The following is a 22,019-nucleotide window of genomic DNA, read 5'->3' on the forward strand; positions in this document are numbered from 1 at the left end:
TACTTACAACTCGTTCACCACTTGCATTTATCGTTTTACCAATCCGATCTTTGCATTCAGTTTGAAGTAATACGTACCGTTCTCTCTTTCCAAAAAGCCGTATTTGTCTTTATCCAGAGAACCTTTCTCCAAACGGGTATTCAGGAACAGGAAGTCCTCCATAACCGGTTTCTCTGACTTGTGATAGCAAAGAACTTCCCCACTCCCATCCATCAACAGGATACCTTCAACAGCCGAATCCTGTCCAGTATATATCTTTGCCGGACGCATACCCAAGGCTAATGCCATCAGGAATTGCTTCACTTTAAACTCATAGAAACCATGTTTGTTTACCAATTCATCTTTTATTTTCAACGGGTTCATCTGTTTGATTACTTCCGTCAGTTCACTGATACGGGTGATGTCGTCCAAGTGCATGATGCGCACCATTTCTGTCAGCACACGAGGAAAGTGTAAGTCAATCATTAAAAGATTGCTACGGAATACCCGATCTGCCACGTCCGAGTATTTGAGTACACCACCCAAGCGCTCAATCAGCAACATTCGTTCTGCTACTTCATTAGGGGCTTCCGGCAACGCATTAATCTTATTCACCGTAGGTGTTGCAAATTTGACTCCGCTCTGTTCCAGTTTCAAGTTAGCCGCACGGCCTCCGTCCAACAGCGGATTCATAGCACCCAATCGCGAACGAACGCTGAACCCGCTCAACGGTGCCTCCGGATGCCAGAAGGCAATATAAAAATCGGTACGATCTTCCGTCTTCGCTTCCAGATCGAAAATTGCGACTTCATCCAAAAACTCTTCCACTCCATCCGGAGAAGTGACTTCATCCTCCGAAGAGGACTTGACAGCCTGCAAAATCAAATCTGCCACAATCCCAAAATCTTCCCGGGGAACGGATTTCTCACTATTTTCTCCTTTGATGCGGACCATCTCTTTTTCTATATAGTAGCAGCGTGTTCCGTCATGTTCCTCCCGTTGAATCATTGCAATAGGCCAGTCGATTTCTCCTTTCTTTGCCTTAGCCGTACCCAACGTTACTTTTCCTTCTGTCAGCAGACGGAAGAAAGTATACAGTTCACACCATTCTCTTTTTGTTGCTTCAAATGCCATATATTCTTATTTTTCTTTATTTTACTCTTCATCAAGAATCCTTGCGGTCTCCACTTTCTCCAATCGTGCACGCAGTTTGGGCATCATGGAACGACGAATACACAACGTCATGCTGCAATCCATATCGTACGATTGACTGAGAATTTCCGGTTCTTCCTCCTTTACAATACGCATGATATCGTTCATAAAAGGATATTCAAACATTACGGTCACTTCTTCATCTACCGTTTTTTCTATAATGGTAGCGGCAGATATTGCTTCGGCAGCAGCTGCTTTATAAGCTACAATCAGTCCGCTCGTTCCTAACTTGATTCCACCGAAATAACGGACTACAATAATCAGAATATCAGTCAGTTCATTAGAGTTAATTTGCCCGAGAATGGGCTTTCCCGCCGTTCCCGAAGGTTCACCGTTATCATTGGCTCGAAAATCCTTTCGCGCTGCACCTAACATATAAGCATAGCACACGTGCCGTGCATCATAATACTTCTTCTGATACGTTTCAAGATGCGCTTTTATCTCATCAAGGGTACGCACAGGCAAGGCGATGGCAATAAACTTGCTTCGCTTTTCTGTATAAATACCTTCGGAAGGTTCGACGATAGTTTTATAAGTATCTTCAGCAGTCATGCCGCAAAGATACGGCTTTCTTGACGAAATTCCATCTGCTGTTCGAAAATATTAAAGCTTCTCATTGAAACGAGCGCTTCATTTCATGCAGTCAAACGGTCGATGGGGTGCAATCAAGCAGTCAATTGGAGGTAGTCGGGTGGTCGTTTTAACGGAATCGGGCGGTCATTTATACAAAAACAAGCGGTCAATCTCTCACAAATGTCCTGTTGATTGTGAGAGATTGACCGCTCTATTTTCTATATAGAATATGTCTTAATCCAACTTATGGATAACCAATCCTGAACGAAGTTTCGGTTCAAACCAAGTCGTTTTGGGAGGCATAATGTTGCCAGTATCGGCAATATCCATCAATTGCTTCATGGATACGGGATAAAGAGCCAGAGCTACTTTCATTTCTCCACTGTCAACACGCTTCTTCAATTCTCCCAAACCGCGGATACCGCCTACAAAGTCAATACGCTTATCCGAACGGAGGTCTTTGATTCCTAAAATCTCATCTAAAATCAGATTGGAAGAAATAGTAACGTCAAGCACGCCGATAGGATCATTGTCATTGTATGTACCTGCCTTTGCCGTCAGACTATACCACTTGTCGCCAAGATAGAGGGAGAAATTGTGCAAACCGGACGGTTTATAGATATCTGTACCCTTTTCTTCTACAACAAAATTCTTATCCAATGCAGCAAGAAATTGTTCGGGAGTCAGCCCGTTGAGGTCTTTTACTACACGGTTATAGTCGATGATAGTCAATTGATTGGCAGGGAAACATACAGCCATGAAATAGTTATACTCTTCATCGCCACGATGGTTCGCGTTTTGCTTTGCTTTCTCGGCACCTACCAGAGCAGCAGCAGCGGAACGATGATGCCCGTCGGCAATATATAATGCCGGCATTTTAGCAAATTCTGCAGTAATTGCAGCGATATCTTCGTCCTGGTCAACAATCCAGAAAGTATGTCCGAAGCCATCACCCGGAGCGATAAAGTCGTAAACAGGCTTTTCGGCAGTGTATTTCCGAATGATTGTATCCAATTTCGCATTATCGGGATAGGCAAAGAATACAGGTTCGATATTCGCATTGTTCACACGAACGTGCTTCATACGGTCTTCTTCCTTATCACGACGGGTAAGCTCATGCTTCTTGATGATACCGTTCATATAGTCAGGAACATAAGCGCCTACTACCAGTCCATACTGAGTTTTCCCGTTCATGGTCTGGGCATAGATGTAATAGTTTTCCTTTGCATCCTGCACTAACCAGCCTTTATCCTGAAACAGCCGGAAGTTTTCGGCAGCTTTCTCATAAACACGTTCATCGTGTTCATCCGTACCAACAGGAAAGTCAATCTCGGGCTTAATGATATGATAAAGGGATTTTTCATTTCCAGCTGCTTCTGTACGCGCTTCTTCTGAGTTTAATACATCGTAAGGACGGGAAGCAACCTGTTCAACCAGGTCTTGTGGAGGGCGAACGCCCTTAAAAGGTTTGATAATAGCCATAAGTCATGGTATGTTTTTAAGATTAGTACAACAGATACGCCCTCGCAAAAGCCGAGGGCGAAATCTGATAACATATTTCTGAATATACTACTTAATGTACACCAGCACCTATCATCAAATAAGTGACTGAACAACGATAAGCAGTCTTACTATTCATCTCATTATTTGTTTACTCTGAACTTCTCGCAACCGTCTTTCAAGAAACCAACAATCTGTTGAGCGGCAGCAATACCGGCATTGATATTTGCTTCGGCAGTCTGTGCACCCATCTTCTTCGGAGTAGAGAAATAACGTCCTGCAAACTTCTCAGCAAATTCCACATTAGCAGCAGGCATGATATCTGTCATATACTTGAAGTCGGCACGGTCTTCCATCAATTTGATCAGCTCGGCTTCGTTGATCACTTCCTTACGGGCAGTGTTCACCAGCATAGCGCCTTTTGGCATCTCTTTCAGCAAAGCGTAGTTGATAGAGTTCTTCGTTTCAGCAGTTGCCGGGATATGAAGAGACACTACCTGACAAGTCTTGTACAGTTCTTCTGCAGAGTCAAGTGCCTTCACGCCATCTTTCTCGATCACTTCTTTCGGACAGAAAGCGTCGTAGGCGTACACTTCCATTCCGAAGCCTTTAGCTACACGGGCAACGTTACGACCAACGTTTCCGTATGCATGGATACCCAGTTTCTTGCCCATCAATTCTGTACCGGAAGTACCGTTATAGAAGTTACGAACGGCGTATACCATCATGCCCAAAGCCAGTTCGGCAACAGCATTGGAGTTCTGTCCCGGAGTATTCATCACGCAAACATTGTGAGCGGTAGCGGCAGCCAGGTCTACATTATCGTATCCGGCACCAGCACGAACTACAATCTTCAGTTCTTTAGCAGCATCCAGCACCTCTGCATCAATAATATCACTACGGATAATGATAGCATTAGCATCTTTCACTGCATCCAGCAACTGTGCTTTATCGGTATATTTCTCCAGCAAAGCAAGCTCATATCCGGCTGCTTCGATTTCTTTACGGATACCGTCTACAGCAACTTTGGCAAACGGTTTTTCAGTAGCTACAAGTACTTTCATAATTTATCTGTATCTTTTAAAAAAGATTCACCACAGACTTCACCGGCCTACACACTATATTCAATAAGATTTCAGTGTAAATCCGTGCAATCTGTGGTGACTCTATTTATATTATTAATGAAGTTTTTCAAATTCCTGCATGCAGTCGATCAAAGCTTGTACACTTTCTTTCGGCAGAGCATTGTAGCAAGATGCACGGAAACCACCCACTGAACGATGTCCTTTGATACCTACCATACCTTTTTCTGTAGCGAACTTCATGAAGTCAGCTTCCAGATCCTTGTATTCGGGAGCCATCACGAAACAGATGTTCATGCGTGAACGGTCTTCTTTGGCAGCAGTACCTACGAACAGTTTGTTACGGTCGATTTCAGCGTACAGCATATCAGCCTTTTCGATAGCACGACGTTCCATTTCTTTCACACCACCCTGTGCCTTAATCCAACGCAGGTTCAACAGTGCAGCATAGATAGGCACTACCGGAGGAGTGTTGAACATAGAACCGTTATCGATATGAGTCTGATAGTTTAGCATTGACGGGATGTAACGAGAAACTTTACCTACCGCATCATTCTTCACGATAACGAATGTAACACCGGCAGGAGCCAGATTTTTCTGCGCACCACCATAGATACAGATATATTTGGAAACGTCGATCGGACGAGAGAAAATATCAGAAGACATATCGGCAACCATCGGAACCGGAGAGTTGAGATCTTCTTTTAATTCTGTACCATAAATCGTGTTATTGGTAGTTATGTGGAAATAATCTGCGTCAGCAGGAATTGTGTAATCTTTCGGGATGTAAGTATATGTAGCTTCAGCGGAAGAAGCAACTTCTACGACTTCACCAAACCCCTTAGCTTCTTTCATTGCTTTCTTTGCCCACACACCTGTATTCAGATAAGCAGCCTTTTTTTCAAGGAAGTTGAAAGGTACCATGCAGAACTCCATACTAGCACCACCACCAAGGAACAGTACCGAATAACCTTCGGGGATATTGAGTAATTCCTTGAATAATGCCTCTGCTTCGTCAACCACAGGTTGGAAGTCTTTGGCACGGTGACTGATTTCCATCAGGGAGAGACCAGAGCCGTTGAAATCTAAAATAGCCTTCGCTGTATCCTCTATCACCTCACGCGGAAGAATGGAAGGTCCTGCATTGAAATTATGCTTTTTCATTTGAAGTTTGTTTTTGGTTTAACATTTCGTTAGTTTATGTCTTTTGACCTTGCGAATTTACGAATTTATTTCCGGTGCACAAATCTTTCCTTATAAAAATACTGTTTTAAAGCAGATTTCTCTTTCTTTTTATTGGTTTATACAAGATATATACACCATATTGTTATCCATACATATCAAGCAAGGGATAAAAGGTGAAAATATAACCTGTGGGAAATAATCGGTTATAGAGTGAAAGGAAAACGGTTATAAAATGAATATTTATTAAGAAAGACAGAGAAAAACGAGGATTTCTCACCCTAACAAGCGACGAGACTAAAATTATAAAAATAAGTCAGAAAGAAAGGAGTCTCCAATACCTTCCTAAAAGAAAAGAAATGGAGACTGTCACAGAAATATTTTTCTACTATCATTTTACTCTGTCATCCGGGGAAGATATCTCCCACTTCAGAAAAGTGATATTATTTGTAATGACAAAGCCGATCATTTCGTCATTGCAGCATCCCAATCACCTATTTGGTTCTTGAAATTCCCCTTTCAGCTTTGAGAACACCTGTTGTTTTTCGGCTCCCTTTATTTAGCTTCCTCAATGATAGTCTTCATTCCTTTGATTTTTTCCCCTTGAATAAGATTCAGGAGTTGCTTTACTTTTGCCCGACGAACGGCAACAAAAGCATAATGCTCTTTCACATCAATCGCACCTACATCTTCACGCGTCAGATTACCTTTCTTATAAAGGAATCCGGCAATGTCCATCCGGCTCAGTTTCTCCTTCTTTCCTTTACCTATATATATAGTAGTCCAGACTGATTTGGGAGGACGCGAAGGATTTTCCGGCAGTTCCATCGTTTCTATATCTTCGGGAATATATTCAGGTAGTTTCTCTTCTGTGTGAAGAATCAGATAAGAAGTACCTGTTGCATCCCAACGTGCCGTACGTCCGTTACGATGTGTAAACGCTTCTTCGTTCACAGGCAGATGATAGTGAATGATGTGCTCTATCTCCGGAATATCAAGTCCACGGGCAGCAAGGTCGGTGGAGATCAGTACATGACAGCTTCCGTTACGGAACTTATACAATGCCCGTTCCCGATCCGGCTGTTCCATACCACCATGAAAACGTTCGGCTGATAGTTTCTTATCTTCGAGCAGCTTATGCACACGATCCACCGCATCCCGATGATTGCAGAAAACAATGCTGGAACTGCTTCCCAATGTACAAAGCAAGTTGTAAAGCGTAGCAATCTTATCTTTGGAAGGAGAAAGCACCTTCATCAGCTTCAACCGGTTTTCCTGTTCTTCGGTTGCCTCCGGAAGAAAATCCAGTTTGACTGTCCGGTTCAGTCCCGTAAACTGAGGAATTTCTTCGGCATCAGTAGCCGACAGCAGCATACGTTTCTTTAATCCCGGAAGCTGGGTAATGATCTCTGCCATCTCATCATGAAAGCCGAACTCCAGCGATTTATCAAACTCATCGATAATCAAAGTCTCGATTGTTTCGGGATCAAAGTTCCCTTTGGACAGATGGTCGGTGATACGTCCCGGAGTACCGATAATGATGGCAGGATGATTTCCTGCAATGCTTTTCTTTTCTTCGGCAATGGGATGCCCGCCGTAGCAGCAACACGTTTTCCAGGAAGTTCCCATGCTCCGGAATACGGTATCTATCTGTAAAGCCAACTCACGGGAAGGCACCAGAATCAGCACCTGCACGCTGTCATCATTCGGTTTTAGGATAAGCAACAGAGGCAAAAGATATGCCAACGTCTTACCCGATCCTGTCGGTGACAACAGGATAACATCTTTCCTGCCCGTGCCCTGTTCGAGCGCAGCTTCCTGCATCGGGTTCAAAGATTCAATCTTCAAATTCTGAAGAGCGGACTGTATTATTTCATTTTTCTCTAACATGGGGACAAAGATACAAAAAGGACGAAAAGATTCGGTAAGATAGTGCATAAAGAAAGCGGGAAATCTGAAAAGCACCATTGTCTTTTACAGATTTCCCGCCAGTTTCTTTATGTTACTCTTCCGGTCCTCTCCGACCGGAAATCAACTTCCGAAGATTATCCTCCAAAGTTATCGAACATCAGGTTCTGAGCCGGAACGCCCAGATCGTCGAGCATCTTCTCTACAGCTTTCGACATCGGACCAGGACCACACATATAGTATTCAATATCTTCAGGAGCTTCGTGGTTCTTCAAGTAAGTTTCATAAATTACGTTGTGTACGAAGCCCGGAGTATATTTCACACCGGCAGCATCAGCAGCAGGATCCGGACGGTCGAGTGCCAGATGGAATGTGAAGTTCGGGAAATCCTTTTCAATTTGCAGGAAGTCTTCCAGATAGAATACTTCGTTCAGCGCACGGGCACCATAGAAGTATGACATCTTGCGGTCGGTCGTATGCAATGTTTTCGTCAAGTGCATGATCTGTGCACGCAACGGAGCCATACCGGCACCACCACCGATCCACATCATTTCCTTGTTAGAGTCGAAAATCGGATGGAAGTCTCCATAAGGACCACTCATTATTACCTTGTCACCCGGTTTCAGCGTAAAGATATAAGAAGAAGCGATACCCGGCATTACATCCATAAATCCGGGACCTTGTTCTTTCGGCTTGAACGGAGGGGTAGCGATACGTACAGTCAGCATGATACGGTCACCTTCTGCAGGATAGTTGGCCATAGAGTAAGCACGGATTGTTTCCTCTTCATTCTTACATTTCAAGCCCAGCAAACCGAATTTCTCCCATGCAGGCAGATATTCTTCACCGATCAGGCTCTTATCAATGTCCTTATCATAATCCATTGAGAATTTAGGTATCTTGATCTGTGCGTAAGAACCCGGGATAAAGTCCATGTGTTCGCCTTTAGGCAATGCCACGATAAACTCTTTGATAAATGTAGCCACATTCTTGTTGGAGATCACTTCGCACTCCCACTCTTTCACGCCAAGTACAGACTCGTCAATCTTGATAGCCATGTCACTCTTCACTTTCACCTGACAGCCCAGACGCCAGTGGTCTTGTTGCTGTTTACGACTGAAGTGAGGAACTTCAGAAGGCAGGATTTCGCCACCACCTTCGAGTACCTGACATTTGCACTGTCCGCAAGAACCCTTGCCACCACAAGCGGATGACAGGAATACACCGTTTACGGCCAGCGTATTAAGCAATGTGGAACCGGACTCTACTTCCAGTCCTGTTTCGCCATTGATCGTTAGTTTCACGTTACCTGACGGTACCAGAAATTTCTTGGCAACCAGCAAGATAACAACAAGCAACAGAATAACCACAAGGAATACCCCAATGCTTGATAATATTAAATTCATATCCATTGTCTTATTCCTTTCTTTTTAGATGTTCAAACCAGAGAAACACATAAATGCGATTGCCATCAGACCTACAGTGATAAATGTGATACCCAGACCTTTCAGCGGAGCAGGTACATCAGAGTAAGCCATTTTCTCACGGATAGCAGCCAGACCGACGATAGCCAGCAGCCAGCCGATACCCGAACCGAGTGCGTAAGACAGCGCATCCCATACATCACCGATGTATTTCGGATCGCTTGCACCCAGATTGATGCGTTGTTGCATAAACAAAGAAGCACCCATGATAGCACAGTTAACGGCGATCAACGGCAGAAAGATACCCAGTGAAGCATACAGCGACGGGCTGAAACGTTCTACCACCATCTCCACCAATTGCACGATACCGGCAATAACGGCAATGAAAAGAATAAAACTCAGGAAGCTGAGGTCAACACCTTCAATGATAGCGTTGGCAGCCAGCACCTTGGTTTGCAATAAATAGTTCACCGGAAGCGTAACCAGCAACACGAATGTTACGGCTATACCCAGTCCTACGGCAGTCTTCACATTCTTCGATACAGCCAGATATGAGCACATACCCAAGAAGAACGCGAATATCATGTTGTCCACAAAGATGGAGCGGACGAATAAACTTAATAAATGTTCCATATATTTTAATTAAAAATTAAGAATGAAGAATTTCGAGTTTATGAGTGTTACCTTCATTCATCCTTCTTCACCCTTCATTTATATTAATTACTTTCTTCTTGCAGTTCTTTGTGACGTGCACGCTGATACCAGATGATGCAAGCTACGATAATCAATGCCATCGGCGGCATCAACATCAGACCGTTGTTTACATAACCGATATTCTGGATAGGCTCATAATTCAGGATATTGAAACCAAGCAAAGTTCCCGAACCGAGCAGTTCGCGGAAGAAAGCTACGATTACCAGAATCTTGGCATAACCCAAACCGTTACCAACTCCGTCAAGGAATGATTCCCAAGGACCGTTCTGCATGGCAAATGCTTCCAGACGTCCCATCAGGATACAGTTGGTAATGATCAAACCTACATAAACAGAGAGCTGTACACTTACATCGTATGCAAACGCTTTCAGAATTTCACTAACGATGGTAACCAAAGCAGCAACCACTACCAACTGAACGATGATACGGATACGATTTGGAATCGTCTTACGCAACAGTGAAATAACGACATTGGCAAACGCTGTAATCACAGTAACTGAAAGTCCCATCACAATGGCGGGTTCCAGCTTGGCAGTAACAGCAAGTGCAGAACAGATACCAAGCACCTGTACGGTTACCGGATTATCGATTCCCAACGGAGCAGAGAATACTTCTTTATTCTTCTTTGAAAACAGTTGTCCCATATTCTTTATCCTCCTCCTTATTATTTAGTTAAAAAACTTATGTAATTATTCAGACAAGCCTTCAGCATAGCATCCACACCTACCGAAGTGATCGTACCACCAGAGATACCGTCCACTTGGTAATCAGCTTTTTCTACCTTGCCATTCTTAACAACACCCAGAGCAACGGCACCGTTTTCCAGTGTCTTCTTGCCTGCGAATTCGTGTTGGAACCAGTCAGTAGCGATTTCAGCACCCAACCCCGGTGTCTCACTTGCGTGTGAGAAATAAACACCGTAAACAGTGTCTTTATCCTCGTTCAAAGCAACATATCCCCAGATAGCACCCCAAAGACCGGCACCGTAAACTGGAAATACATATTTAGTCTGGCCATCCACATCGCATACAAATACGTGCAGACGTTGTTGTTCTTTTGCTTCTTTCTCGTAGTTGGTAGCAAACTCACCTGTGTTTTCAGTCAGCGTGCCGTCTACGTTCATCAGCATATCACCTTTTACATATTTCTGATATTCGGCATCAGCGTCTTCTACATTTTTAATGTTCAATGCAGCAAGAATCTGTTTTTTAGTGTCCAACTGCACATTCTTGTCTTGTGTAGCTTTCAGTGAAGAACTAACGAATGCCAGCAGGAATGCAACGATAATAACCATTACCGAAGCATAAATGATAGTATAACTATTACTATTTGTATTCATTTTCATTCGGTATTATTGGTTAGACTTAACAGCGCGTTTCTCGCGACGGCTGATATTACTCTGTACTACACAGTAGTCGATCAGCGGAGCGAAGATGTTCATCAGCAGGATGGCAAGCATCATACCTTCGGGATAACCCGGATTCAGTACGCGGATAATGATAGCCATCACACCGATCAGAAATCCGAAGATGTATTTACCTCTTTCCGTACGTGCGGATGTCACAGGGTCGGTAGCCATGAACACGGCACCGAAGCAGAAACCACCCAGTACGAGGTGTTCGTACCAAGGCATCTGAGCCATTGTGTTGTTTTCCATGCCGATAGCATTGAATACCCAGGCCATGAATGCACCACCAACGAATACAGAAAGCATCGTCTTCCAGCTTGCAACGCCTGTCCACAGCAGGATAACGGCACCGATCAGGATGGCGATCACACTTGTTTCACCGATAGAACCGGGAATAAGACCTGTTATCATATCCATGTTGAATGCAGGAACCGTACCCGTTGTAGCGGCTTGTCCCAGCGGGGTAGCCACAGTCAGACCGTCTACAGCCTGTCCCATACCGAAAATGGTATCGCCCGATACCCAAACGGCGTCACCGGACATCTTGGTAGGATATGCGAAGAACAGGAATGCACGGGTGATCAACGCTACGTTGAACACATTCATACCCGTACCACCGAATACTTCTTTTGCAAAGATAACAGAGAATGCAGTTGCTACGGCAAGAATCCAAAGCGGACAGTCTACCGGAACGATCATCGGGATCAGAATACCGGAAACAAGGAATCCTTCCTGAATTTCCTCCTTCTTCCATTGAGCTACGACGAACTCAATCCCCAGACCAACAACGTATGATACGATAATTTTAGGCAATACAGCCAGAAATCCGTAAATAAACATTTCGATGAAGCTGCCAGTAGCACCCGTGTGGGTGAAATGCTGGTAACCTACGTTGTACATACCGAACAGCAGCGCCGGTACTAACGAAATAACCACAATCGACATAATACGCTTGCTGTCGATCGCGTCGTGTATGTGCGTTCCCGTTTTCGCAGTCTTGCTGGGCACGAACAGGAATGTTTCGAAGCCGTCGAACACCGACTGGAATGCGTGGAATTTACCGCCCTCTTCAAAGTTCGGCTTTATCTTATCGAGATAATTTCTTAACGCTTTCATTAATATATTACTATTTTACGATTTACAATTTACAATTTGCCATGCGGATTATGCCATTTCAGCACGGAGCATGTCGAGTCCGACACGGACGATGCGTTGGAGTTCCATCTTCGAAGAGCAGACGAACTCGCAGAGTGCGAAGTCTTCAGGAGCCACTTCGTAAATCCCCAGCGCTTCCATGCGGTCGATATCACCGGCGATGATCGCTTTAATCAGATATTCGGGCATGATGTCCATCGGGAATACCTTGTCATATTCGCCGGACATGATCATGTGGCGTTCGCCGCCTTTGATACGTGCATCCAGCGTATATTCCTTTTTGCCCATCAACCAGCTGAAATATGAGTGGTTGGCACTGAACTGGTTGAAACGCGGCATGATCCATCCGAACATTTCGTGAACGTCATCACCTTCGGGGATTACAGTCAGCTGGCTGTGGAAAGCGCCCAAGAATCCGTTAGGAGAAACTTGTTTGCCACTCAGCACGTTACCGCTGATGTAGCGCAAATCTTTGTCAGTTGTTACGTTTCCGGCAAATACGTTGGTCAGCAATGCACCTACCTGAAGTTTGCAGTAAGCAGGTTTCAACACTTCGGAACCTGTCACGGCTACTGTGCGGGTAAAATTCACACGGCCTGTATTGAAGAGACGACCGATGAAGATAACGGCTTGCGGATCAATTGTCCACACAGTTTCGCCCTTTGAAACGGGGTCGAGGTGGTTGATCTGAACACCTACGTTACCGGCAGGGTTCGGTCCGTCGAAAGCGGTGATTGTAACGTTCTTAGCCTGTGTCAGTGCAGCGGCTTTCTGTTTCACGCTGATGCTCAGGTAAGTTTTTGCCATTTTGGCGAGGGCATCAAGACCAGTCTGGAAGTTTGCTTCTTCGCCTTTCAGAGCAAATTCGAAGTCGGGAGCCAGCGGATTGGTATCGAATGCGGAAACGAAGATGCCCTTCGGTGTTACCGTCGGGTCTGCAATGATGTCATACGGACGTTGCTTGATAAACGCAAACAGACCTGCTTCAAGAAGCGCGGACTTCACAGCATCTGCATCCATCGAGGATACGTTCTTCTTACCAAATTCTTCGTAGTCCTGCTCTGCGGCAGCTTCCACTACGATGTTCAATACCTTACGGCGAGCACCACGTTCAACGCTCGTCACTACGCCACTCACGGGCGAAACAAATTTCACTTCAGGATGATACTTGTCGATAAACAAGGGTCCACCGGCCATCACATATTCCTGCTCTTTCACAACCACTTTCGGTGTCACTCCAGGAAAATCATCGGGTACGAGTGCGTAAAATCCCGGCTCTTTCACTGTTGTGTACGTCTCAGCAGCTTTACCTTTCAGGTTTATGTCAAGGCCTTTACGTAACTTTATTACATTTGCCATGCTATATAAAATAATGGTTTCATAAAATTTGCCGCAAAAGTAATAAATAATAATGTGATTCGGGAGGAAAAAAGAAAGGAATTACGGAAAAATATCCGTAATTCCTTTTGTGTTCGCACACGTTCTTTAATAAAGTAGGCTGGAAGACCTGCGCGCACAAGTCTATGCAACGTGATTGTCGGTTGGTTATTCTTCGCCGGCAAACATTGGATCCCACGCCGGCAGGCGGATCGGTTTTTGTTTCAAGACTTCGAGTGCTTTCGGGGTCACGTATTTCGTTTCCACAACAAGACGGAAGGTATATTCGTTGAACCATTCGTCGGTCATGATGAGATGTCCCTGATAGCCGGCTCCGGCACCCCAACTATTTTCAACCATCCATTTGGTCGGTTTTCCGTTTTTGTCCAGATCGACTGCCATGAGGGTCATGGCGTGACTGGAGCTGCTGGCAAAGCTTTGAATACGCTGCTTCTTGTCCATGCCGAAGGTGGTGCCCATCAATGAGTCGTAATCATAGTTTTTGACGTCGAGCAGACCACGGTCAGAGTTCAGGAACTTGCCGACGTCGCAGGAGTAATACATCATGGTGCTGTCTTTCAGAGAGGCGATGGCCATCTCCTTGATGTCCTCGATCGGGAGGTTGACGTATGTCCAGTTCTTACCGTCGTAGCGGTGGCGGTCGTAGTCTATTTCATAACATTTGTAGTATTCGCGGCTGGGATCGTTCATGAGCATGACGTAGTTGTCAATCAGCTTTTCGTCACCGTATTTCTTCAGGAAAGAAAGCGGGGTGTAGGTGGCGGTTTCTACAGGCTCGCCTTTGACATTATATTGCGTCCAGGTAAATTCTGTGGGAGGTACGCCCAAGTTCAGGACAAGCATACGGTAAATGGTGCTCAACATTTCCACTTTAGCGTTCTCTATAGCGGTAGGTTTGGCTTTTTTCGAGGCCATGTCACGGAGCTGCAAACCCTGTTCGCGAAGTTTCAGAGCGATCAGACTCGCCATGCGGGCTGTGTTTTCGCTGCTGTTCGTTTCGGGCATCACGTCTTTGGGGACGAGACCGTATTTGCTTACGATGTCCGCTACTCCGGTGAATGTGCCGCCGTCGCTCAACGGATTGCGGAACAGCCATTCCACCATTTTATCGTTCATAGGCTTGTCGCTGGTATCGATGACTCCTTGGAGGAAAAGGTTGGCCTTTTCCAGCTGGTCGAAAAAGAAAGGATAGGTTTGCGAGAATTCGAAAGACCCCAGATTGTATTTATCGATGGCTTTGGCACGCATTACGTTCAGACCGGTGAAGAGCCAGCAGCGTCCGGACGATTTCTGGTCGGTGATCCCCTTGGAGTTCACTTTGACAGAAAAATGTGTATCCATCCCCTTCATGTTGTCCTGGTTCAGGGCAAGCTTGCGGATGTCGTTGTTGCTGATGGCGTTCCGGATAGCCTTGTCGGTAGAAGTACCTTGATAACTCTGTTTGATTTGCTGCATCATGTCAGTGCTGATGCCGCCTTTCGCGTCCTGTGCCTGTGCAGAATAGTAAAGGGCACAGCAAACAAAAACTGATAAAATTCGTTTATTCATTATAGATCGTTTATAAATTAACTTTGCCTGTATGCTAATAGTAATCCGTTGGCAATTTCGTTTTACATATTATTAATTGGCAAAAATACGATTCTTTTTTAGATTTATTATCTATGAGAATGAAAACTAATCGAAATAAAATAGTTTCCTTTGCAGCGGATTTCAAGAAAGAATATGAAAAGATATACAATAGGTATATTGATGATGTTTCTATTCATCAATATTTCGTTAGCTCAAACGGCTGACACGGCAGTAAAAAGCGATGAACTGCAAACGACTACAACTTCTGTTGACGAAGTCGGGGTAGCCCCGGCAGATCCCACCCCCACCCTTTCCAAAAAAGAATTGCGACGCCAGCGTGTAGCCAAACGTAATCTACATTATAATATATTAGGTGGCCCCAGCTATACTCCTGACTTCGGATTACTGATCGGCGGTAGTGCATTGATGACGTTTCGGATGAATCCGAGTGATACTACCCAACAACGTTCGGTGGTGCCGATGGCCATCGCCCTGATGTTCGAAGGAGGACTGAACCTGTTCACCAAACCGCAGCTTTTCTTCAAAGGCGACCGATTCCGCATCTTCGGAGTCTTTGCATATAAGAATACACTGGAAAATTTCTACGGCATCGGATACAGCACCAACAAGGACTATCCGCGTGGCGAAGACACCAGCGAATACCGTTATAGCGGTGTGCAGGTGAATCCGTGGTTTTTATTCCGTCTGGGGAAAAGCAACTTCTTTGCCGGCCCGCAGATCGACTTCAATTATGACAAGATCACTAAACCTGCCGCAGGAATGATAGAGCAACCATCGTATATTGCTGCCGGCGGTACGGATCACGGCTACTCTAACCTCAGTTCCGGAGTCGGTTTCCTGCTGACGTACGACACCCGTGACGTTCCCGCCAATGCTTATCGGGGAACGTATCTGGACTTTCGTGGGATGATGTACAACAAAGCCTTCGGAAGCGATAATAATTTCTACCGTTTGGAAATAGACTACCGCCAATACAAGACCCTAGGCAAACGTAAAGTATTGGCTTGGACAGTGCAAACAAAGAATGTATTCGGCAATGTTCCATTGACTAAATACGCACTCAGCGGCACTCCTTTCGACCTTCGTGGTTATTATATGGGACAGTTTCGCGACAAGTCATCCCACGTGATGATGGCAGAATACCGTCAGATGATAAATACGGACAAAAGCAATTGGGTGAAGAAGATGCTGAATCATGTAGGCTACGTAGCATGGGGAGGATGCGGCTTCATGGGCCCTACTCCGGGCAAAATCGAAGGTGTACTTCCTAATCTGGGACTCGGTTTACGCATTGAAGTTCAGCCCCGTATGAACGTCCGTCTTGACTTCGGCAGAGACATGGTGAACAAGCAGAATTTATTCTATTTCAACATGACGGAGGCATTCTAAACAAGTATTTGCTCATAATTAACAAGAAAGATGATAAAATGCTTCCATAAGAACATCATTAAATAAAATTAATCCTTATATTTGCGTTGCTATAACACAGCAAAAGCAGATAATAGGGTTAATTTATGAAACAAATCAGATACCTCTTCGGAGGATTACTATTTTTGTTTGCCTCCATCGGAAGCGTAACTGCGCAAGAGGTAAGCGATTACTCAAAACTACAACCAAGTGATTATTCCAGCATTACACTTCCACCGCTGGATCTTCTTTTCGAGAACGCAAAAAGCGCTCCGACTTACGAATTAGCTTCAGTAAAAGAACAAATTGAACGGAAACTTCTGGCAAAAGAGAAGCGTGCCTTCTTAGGCTTTTTCAGTTTACGGGGCAGCTACCAATATGGTATGTTCGGTAACGAGTCTACTTATACCGATGTAGCGATTGCACCTTACCTGACCTATGCAACACAGGCACAGAACGGATATACGGTAGGTGCAGGAGTCAATATTCCTTTAGACGGCCTCTTTGACCTGACAGCACGGGTAAAACGTCAAAAACTGAATGTGCGCACTGCCCAGCTTGAAAGGGAGGTAAAATTTGAGGAAATGAAAAAGGAAATTATCCTCTTATACGCAACTGCGACCTCCCAATTAAACATTCTTAAACTTAATGCCGAAGCCCTCATGCTTGCTAATGTACAATATAGTATAGCTGAAAAGGATTTCTCGAATGGAGCTATTGACTCGGGGACTTTATCATCTGAAAAGTCTCGCCAATCTGACGCACAAGAGAAATTCGAAAACAGCAAATTCGAACTAAGCAAGAGTTTAATGATACTTGAGTTAATCACCCACACTCCCATTTTAAGAAACAAATAAACATACATTTATGGAATACATCCTTTATATCAGCAGATTCCTATATCGTATCCGTTGGTGGTTAGTAATTGGAACAGCCATTATAACATTTGCTGTTTACTATTTTGGAAAACGCATGATAGGCAAAACATATAATGTAGAGGCAACCCTCTACACTGGTGCTGCTTCCGGCTACAATCTAGAAGGTGGAAATAACAAAGTGGATTGGGCGACAACTCAGAACGCTATGGATAACCTAATGAACATTATCAAGGCTGAAAGTACACTCAAACGGGTATCTATGCGATTATATGCCCGAAGTCTGATCAAAGGTAATCCAAAAGAAGACAATGAATTCATCAAAGCCAGCAATTACAACAGAATATATGAACACCTAAAGAATAGTCCGAACGGGAAAGAAATACTGTCATTAATAGATAAAAACAGCGAAGATAAAACGGTAGCCAACTTTTTCAATTACTTGAGACCGACTCAAGCAAACTATCTCTATGGAGTATTCTATTATAATTTGCCCTATTACTCTTATAATGATCTCAGAGCAATCAGAGTAGCGCGTAAAGGTGCCAGCGATCTGATTGAAATAAGTTATACGGCAAGTGATCCGGGTATCGCCTATAATACCATTGACATTCTGACCAAAGAATTTGTAAACGAATACAGTGCAATCCGTTATGGTGAAACAGATAAAGTTATCGAATATTTTAAAAGCGAACTTCAACGCATCGGAAAGGAACTTCGGCTTAAAGAAGACTCACTAACGCAATATAACGTAGAAAAACGTGTTATTAATTATTACGATGAGACCAAAGAAATCGCTGCCATCAACAAAGAGTTTGAGTTACGTGAACAAAACGTACTGATTGCATACAACAGCGCCAAAGCAATGTTAAACGAACTGGAAAAGCAAATGGGCAGCAATGCCAAACATGTAATCAACAATCTTCAGTTCTTGGATAAACTAAATGAAGCCGCTTCGCTTACAGGAAAAATCTCAGAAATGGAAACGATTTCAAGTGATCATCAGAATCAAGAAGCCTCATTACAGGAATATAAGAATCGCTTAAATCAAACGCGCAAGGAGCTTTCCGAGCTTTCAAACAAATATGTAGAGAACAAATATACCAAAGAAGGAATAGCTAAAGAGAACATCATAGAACAGTGGCTTGAAGTAACCATGCAATACGAAAAAGCCAAATCAGACTTACAAATTATACAGCAAAGCCGTATAGACCTCAACGAGAAATACAGACAGTTTGCACCAGTAGGTTCCACTATCAAACGTCAAGAGCGTAACATAACTTTTATAGAGCAAAATTACTTGTCTGTATTGAAAAGCTACAATGATGCCCTCATGCGTAGAAAAAATTTGGAAATGACCTCCGCTGCATTAAAAGTGTTGAATGCTCCGGCATATCCGATCAGTGCCATGCCCACTCCTTTGAAAAAAATGGTAATGGCAGCGTGTGCCGGTACCTTCTTATTTATTTTGGGATTCTTCTTAATTCTTGAATTATTAGACCGTACTCTACGCGATTCTATTCGTACACGTCGTTTGATTGGACTTCCGATGTTAGGCGCCTTTCCCAAAGACTCTATTTTAGAGTATCACAATCATGTTGAAGAATCAAAAAGTATAGCTACAAAACAGTTAAGCAATAGTATCCTTCGTTTCTGTCAGCAAAAGAAAGAAGGATTGCCCTACATTATCAATTTTATTAGTACAGAAGGCGGGGAAGGCAAAAGTTATGTGATCGAAGCCCTAAAAAAATACTGGAACAGTATCGGACTTAAAACAAAAGTAATAACATGGAAGTCAGACTTCAGAATTGATTCACGAGAATACAACCTGGCCAAAAGCATTACCGATCTATACACATCAGAGGAAGAAGATATTCTCATCGTTGAATATCCCAATCTGCGGGAAGCTAGCATATCGCTGGAATTACTACAAGAAGCTAATCTAAATATACTCGTAGCCCGTGCTGACCGTGGTTGGAAAGAGACCGATAAGCTCTTGTCAGAAAAGCTAAGTCAACAAGTAGGTAAAACTCCACTTTATGTTTACTTGACACACGCATCCCGCAATGTGGTTGAAGACTACACTGGTATGCTTCCACCATATACACTTTGGAGGAAAATAGTATACCGACTGTCACAATTAGCATTGACAGAAAGTATATTTACGTTCACAAAAAGAAAGAAGCAGCCGGCAACATCAGGAGATGAAGATGACGAATGATAAAGGAAAATACAGTCAATACTTAACAGTAGCCGGTAACTATTTTGCCAATAAAGGATGGGTACATTTACTATTGGCAGGAGGATTGTATATATTATACAAAATGTTCTTTCGTACTTCCCTTCCTTTCTTTCTGACGATTAGTTCATTACCTTTAATGACAGTTATTTTCTTATTAATTATCAAATATTCAAAGCAAAGTTTCTATACACTTTTCATTCTCCAATTCCTGCTGGCAGCAGCTTATGCAGTGACAGACATACCATTGGGAGTAGCAACATTAATGTGTACATTGTTTGCCGTTGTTTTGCTCTTTGCGTACGGAATGCATGAAAAAATTGACTGGTCGGAAAGTCGTAATGGTATGCTTATGCTTTTTCTGATATGGGGAGTTTATTGCATATTAGAGATAGCTAATCCGAACAATGTTCAGGCAGCATGGAATATCTCCATCACCCATTATCTCATATATCCTATTGTATGTGCTGTCATCGTACCGTTAGCAATCCGTAACATCAAGGGGATTCAGTGGCTTCTAATTATATGGTCTCTTTTCATCCTCTTGGCAGCAGCCAAAGGATATTGGCAAAAAAACTGTGGTTTTAATGAACGTGAGCAGTATTTTTTATACGTTTTGGGAGGAGCAAGAACTCATATTATTTGGTCCGGTATTCGTTATTTCTCATTCTTCAGTGATGCAGCGAACTTCGGCGTACACATGGCTATGGGTGTTTCACTTTTTGGAATTTCACTTTTTTATATAAAAGGTGTATGGCTGAAAATCTATTTTATAATTGTCATTATTGCCGCCATTTACGGAATGGGAATTTCTGGAACACGGGCTGCGATAGCTCTGCCTATCGGTGCTTTAGGGAGTTTCATTATTCTTTCACGCAATCGCAAAGCATGTATTACAGGTATTTCAGTTCTTGCCTTGTTATTCTTGTTTTTTGTATGTACCAATATAGGAGATGACAATCAATATATCCGCAAGATGCGTTCTGCATTTCGTCCTAGCCAAGACGCTTCCTATCAATTACGTGTAGACAATCGAAAGAGAATGAGAGAATTGATGATTCACAAGCCTTTTGGATATGGGATAGGGTTATCCAAAGGCGACCGTTTCTATCCCAAAGAACGTATGCCCTATCCACCGGATTCCTGGTTAGTCTCAGTATGGGTAGAAACCGGAATCATCGGTCTAGTTCTCTACCTGGCTGTTCACGGAGTCCTTTTTGCATGGTGCGGATGGATACTGATGTTCAAGATCATGAACAAACGCCTGCGAGGCTTACTTACTGCCTGGCTCTGTACCGCTGCCGGATTCTATCTGGCAGCCTATGCCAACGACGTGATGCAATATCCCAACTCCATCCCCATATACACAGCCTTTGCCCTCTGCTTCGCAGGACCGTACATTGACAAGCGGATGCAGCAAAGTAAAGAAACAGAACTGAAAAACGAACAATAGATTATGATGAACGAACCTCAAGTCTCCTTTATCACAGTTTGCTACAACGGCTTTAAAGACACTTGCGAATTAATAGAATCGCTGCAAACACATGTACATTCCGTGAGCTATGAAATCATCGTCGTAGACAATGCTTCGCGCGAAGACGAAGCGACTAAAATCAAGGAGCTATATTCCGATATAGTCACCCTGCGGAGCGAGTCTAACCTAGGCTTCTCCGGTGGAAATAATCTGGGGATCAGAGTAGCCAAAGGAGCCTATATCTTTCTGATAAACAATGACACTTATGTTGAATCAGACGGATTCCACTACCTGACAGAGCGACTGGAAAGTCAGAAAAACATCGGAGCCGTCTCTCCGAAGATACGCTTTGCCTTTCCTCCGCAAAACATACAGTTTGCCGGATTCACCTCCCTGTCGGCAATCACTATACGCAACGAAATGACAGGTTTCGGCTGTCCGGACGACGGCACGTTCGACACCCCGCACACGACCCCCTACCTGCATGGGGCGGCACTCATGGTAAAACGTGAAGTCATTGAGAAAGTAGGAGAAATGCCGGAAATATTCTTCCTGTATTATGAAGAAATGGACTGGTGTACACAGATGACAAATGCCGGTTACGAACTATGGTATGAGCCTCGTTGCACCATCTTCCACAAAGAAAGCCAGAGCACCGGACAGTTCAGCAAGCTACGTACTTTCTACATGACGCGCAACCGTTTGCTCTACACCCGCCGCAACCGGAAAGGTGCTCAGCGGCTGCTCTCCATTCTTTATCAATCTACCATAGCTGCCGGAAAAAACAGCCTTCAGTTTGCCCTGAAAGGTCGTTTCGATTTATTTGCCACAGTATGGAAAGGTGTTGTCAGAAGCTTTTCTATCACCTCTCCTATCCGATAACCCTTAAAAATGAAAGA

At 43.8% G+C, this 22,019-nt stretch carries 17 protein-coding genes and 1 pseudogene; 5 read left to right on the top strand and 13 right to left on the bottom strand.

Features of this window, described 5'->3' with window-relative positions; all coding sequences use genetic code 11:
- Positions 1–27 precede the first annotated feature (27 nt).
- The 13 genes and pseudogenes from NBH01_RS16960 to NBH01_RS17020 form a co-directional block, all read right to left on the bottom strand.
- A complete protein-coding gene (locus NBH01_RS16960) occupies positions 28–1,113 on the bottom strand; it encodes an HpaII family restriction endonuclease (RefSeq protein WP_061473814.1) in 1,086 nt (361 codons plus the stop codon).
- Positions 1,114–1,134: 21 nt separating this feature from the next.
- Entirely contained in the window at positions 1,135–1,743 is a 609-nt protein-coding gene (locus tag NBH01_RS16965; RefSeq protein WP_008765869.1) for an IMPACT family protein, read from the bottom strand.
- A 255-nt stretch (positions 1,744–1,998) separates the two neighbouring features.
- Positions 1,999–3,246, bottom strand: coding sequence for a DUF1015 domain-containing protein (locus tag NBH01_RS16970; protein ID WP_008763485.1), 1,248 nt, complete (start codon positions 3,244–3,246; stop codon positions 1,999–2,001).
- Between the two features lie 161 nt (positions 3,247–3,407).
- Positions 3,408–4,328, bottom strand: a complete 921-nt coding sequence (locus NBH01_RS16975) for an NAD(P)-dependent oxidoreductase (RefSeq protein ID WP_048696251.1) — start codon at positions 4,326–4,328, stop codon at positions 3,408–3,410.
- 114 nt (positions 4,329–4,442) lie between these two features.
- Entirely contained in the window at positions 4,443–5,510 is a 1,068-nt protein-coding gene (gene serC / locus NBH01_RS16980) for a 3-phosphoserine/phosphohydroxythreonine transaminase (RefSeq protein ID WP_008763483.1), read from the bottom strand.
- A 573-nt stretch (positions 5,511–6,083) separates the two neighbouring features.
- A complete protein-coding gene (locus tag NBH01_RS16985) occupies positions 6,084–7,418 on the bottom strand; it encodes a DEAD/DEAH box helicase (RefSeq protein ID WP_048696257.1) in 1,335 nt (444 codons plus the stop codon).
- 155 nt (positions 7,419–7,573) lie between these two features.
- The gene (gene nqrF / locus NBH01_RS16990; RefSeq protein WP_008763481.1) at positions 7,574–8,848 is read right to left on the bottom strand and encodes an NADH:ubiquinone reductase (Na(+)-transporting) subunit F; all 1,275 of its coding nucleotides are present in this window, start codon (positions 8,846–8,848) and stop codon (positions 7,574–7,576) included.
- A gap of 18 nt (positions 8,849–8,866) precedes the next feature.
- Positions 8,867–9,493 carry an NADH:ubiquinone reductase (Na(+)-transporting) subunit E gene (gene nqrE, locus NBH01_RS16995; protein WP_008763480.1) on the bottom strand — a complete coding sequence of 209 codons (627 nt, stop codon included), beginning with the start codon at positions 9,491–9,493 and terminating at the stop codon, positions 8,867–8,869.
- An 83-nt stretch (positions 9,494–9,576) separates the two neighbouring features.
- Positions 9,577–10,218: an NADH:ubiquinone reductase (Na(+)-transporting) subunit D gene (locus NBH01_RS17000; RefSeq protein ID WP_008763479.1), complete on the bottom strand. Its 642-nt coding sequence runs from the start codon at positions 10,216–10,218 to the stop codon at positions 9,577–9,579.
- A gap of 20 nt (positions 10,219–10,238) precedes the next feature.
- Positions 10,239–10,913 carry a Na(+)-translocating NADH-quinone reductase subunit C gene (locus tag NBH01_RS17005; protein ID WP_221655894.1) on the bottom strand — a complete coding sequence of 225 codons (675 nt, stop codon included), beginning with the start codon at positions 10,911–10,913 and terminating at the stop codon, positions 10,239–10,241.
- A gap of 12 nt (positions 10,914–10,925) precedes the next feature.
- Positions 10,926–12,098, bottom strand: coding sequence for an NADH:ubiquinone reductase (Na(+)-transporting) subunit B (locus tag NBH01_RS17010; protein ID WP_143920211.1), 1,173 nt, complete (start codon positions 12,096–12,098; stop codon positions 10,926–10,928).
- Positions 12,099–12,146: 48 nt separating this feature from the next.
- Positions 12,147–13,617 (bottom strand): annotated as a pseudogene (locus tag NBH01_RS17015) (Na(+)-translocating NADH-quinone reductase subunit A).
- A 65-nt stretch (positions 13,618–13,682) separates the two neighbouring features.
- A complete protein-coding gene (locus NBH01_RS17020) occupies positions 13,683–15,083 on the bottom strand; it encodes a C1 family peptidase (protein WP_151209307.1) in 1,401 nt (466 codons plus the stop codon).
- A 201-nt stretch (positions 15,084–15,284) separates the two neighbouring features.
- On the opposite strand from NBH01_RS17020, the gene NBH01_RS17025 reads away from it, so the two are divergent.
- From NBH01_RS17025 to NBH01_RS17045, 5 genes are all read left to right on the top strand, one after another.
- A complete protein-coding gene (locus NBH01_RS17025) occupies positions 15,285–16,514 on the top strand; it encodes a BamA/TamA family outer membrane protein (RefSeq protein ID WP_081030064.1) in 1,230 nt (409 codons plus the stop codon).
- A 125-nt stretch (positions 16,515–16,639) separates the two neighbouring features.
- Positions 16,640–17,389, top strand: coding sequence for a TolC family protein (locus NBH01_RS17030; protein WP_225679345.1), 750 nt, complete (start codon positions 16,640–16,642; stop codon positions 17,387–17,389).
- 10 nt (positions 17,390–17,399) lie between these two features.
- Positions 17,400–19,628 carry a GumC family protein gene (locus tag NBH01_RS17035; RefSeq protein ID WP_061473816.1) on the top strand — a complete coding sequence of 743 codons (2,229 nt, stop codon included), beginning with the start codon at positions 17,400–17,402 and terminating at the stop codon, positions 19,626–19,628.
- Complete coding sequence (locus NBH01_RS17040; protein WP_161800175.1) at positions 19,612–21,099, top strand: O-antigen ligase family protein; 1,488 nt, start codon at positions 19,612–19,614, stop codon at positions 21,097–21,099. Before NBH01_RS17035 ends, NBH01_RS17040 begins: the two co-directional genes overlap by 17 nt.
- Before the next feature lie 3 nt (positions 21,100–21,102).
- A complete protein-coding gene (locus tag NBH01_RS17045; RefSeq protein ID WP_032850742.1) occupies positions 21,103–22,002 on the top strand; it encodes a glycosyltransferase family 2 protein in 900 nt (299 codons plus the stop codon).
- The last annotated feature ends 17 nt before the right edge of the window (positions 22,003–22,019 follow it).

The sequence above is a fragment of the Bacteroides sp. B1-V-101 genome (assembly GCF_023656585.1).
Classification (GTDB): domain Bacteria; phylum Bacteroidota; class Bacteroidia; order Bacteroidales; family Bacteroidaceae; genus Bacteroides; species Bacteroides thetaiotaomicron.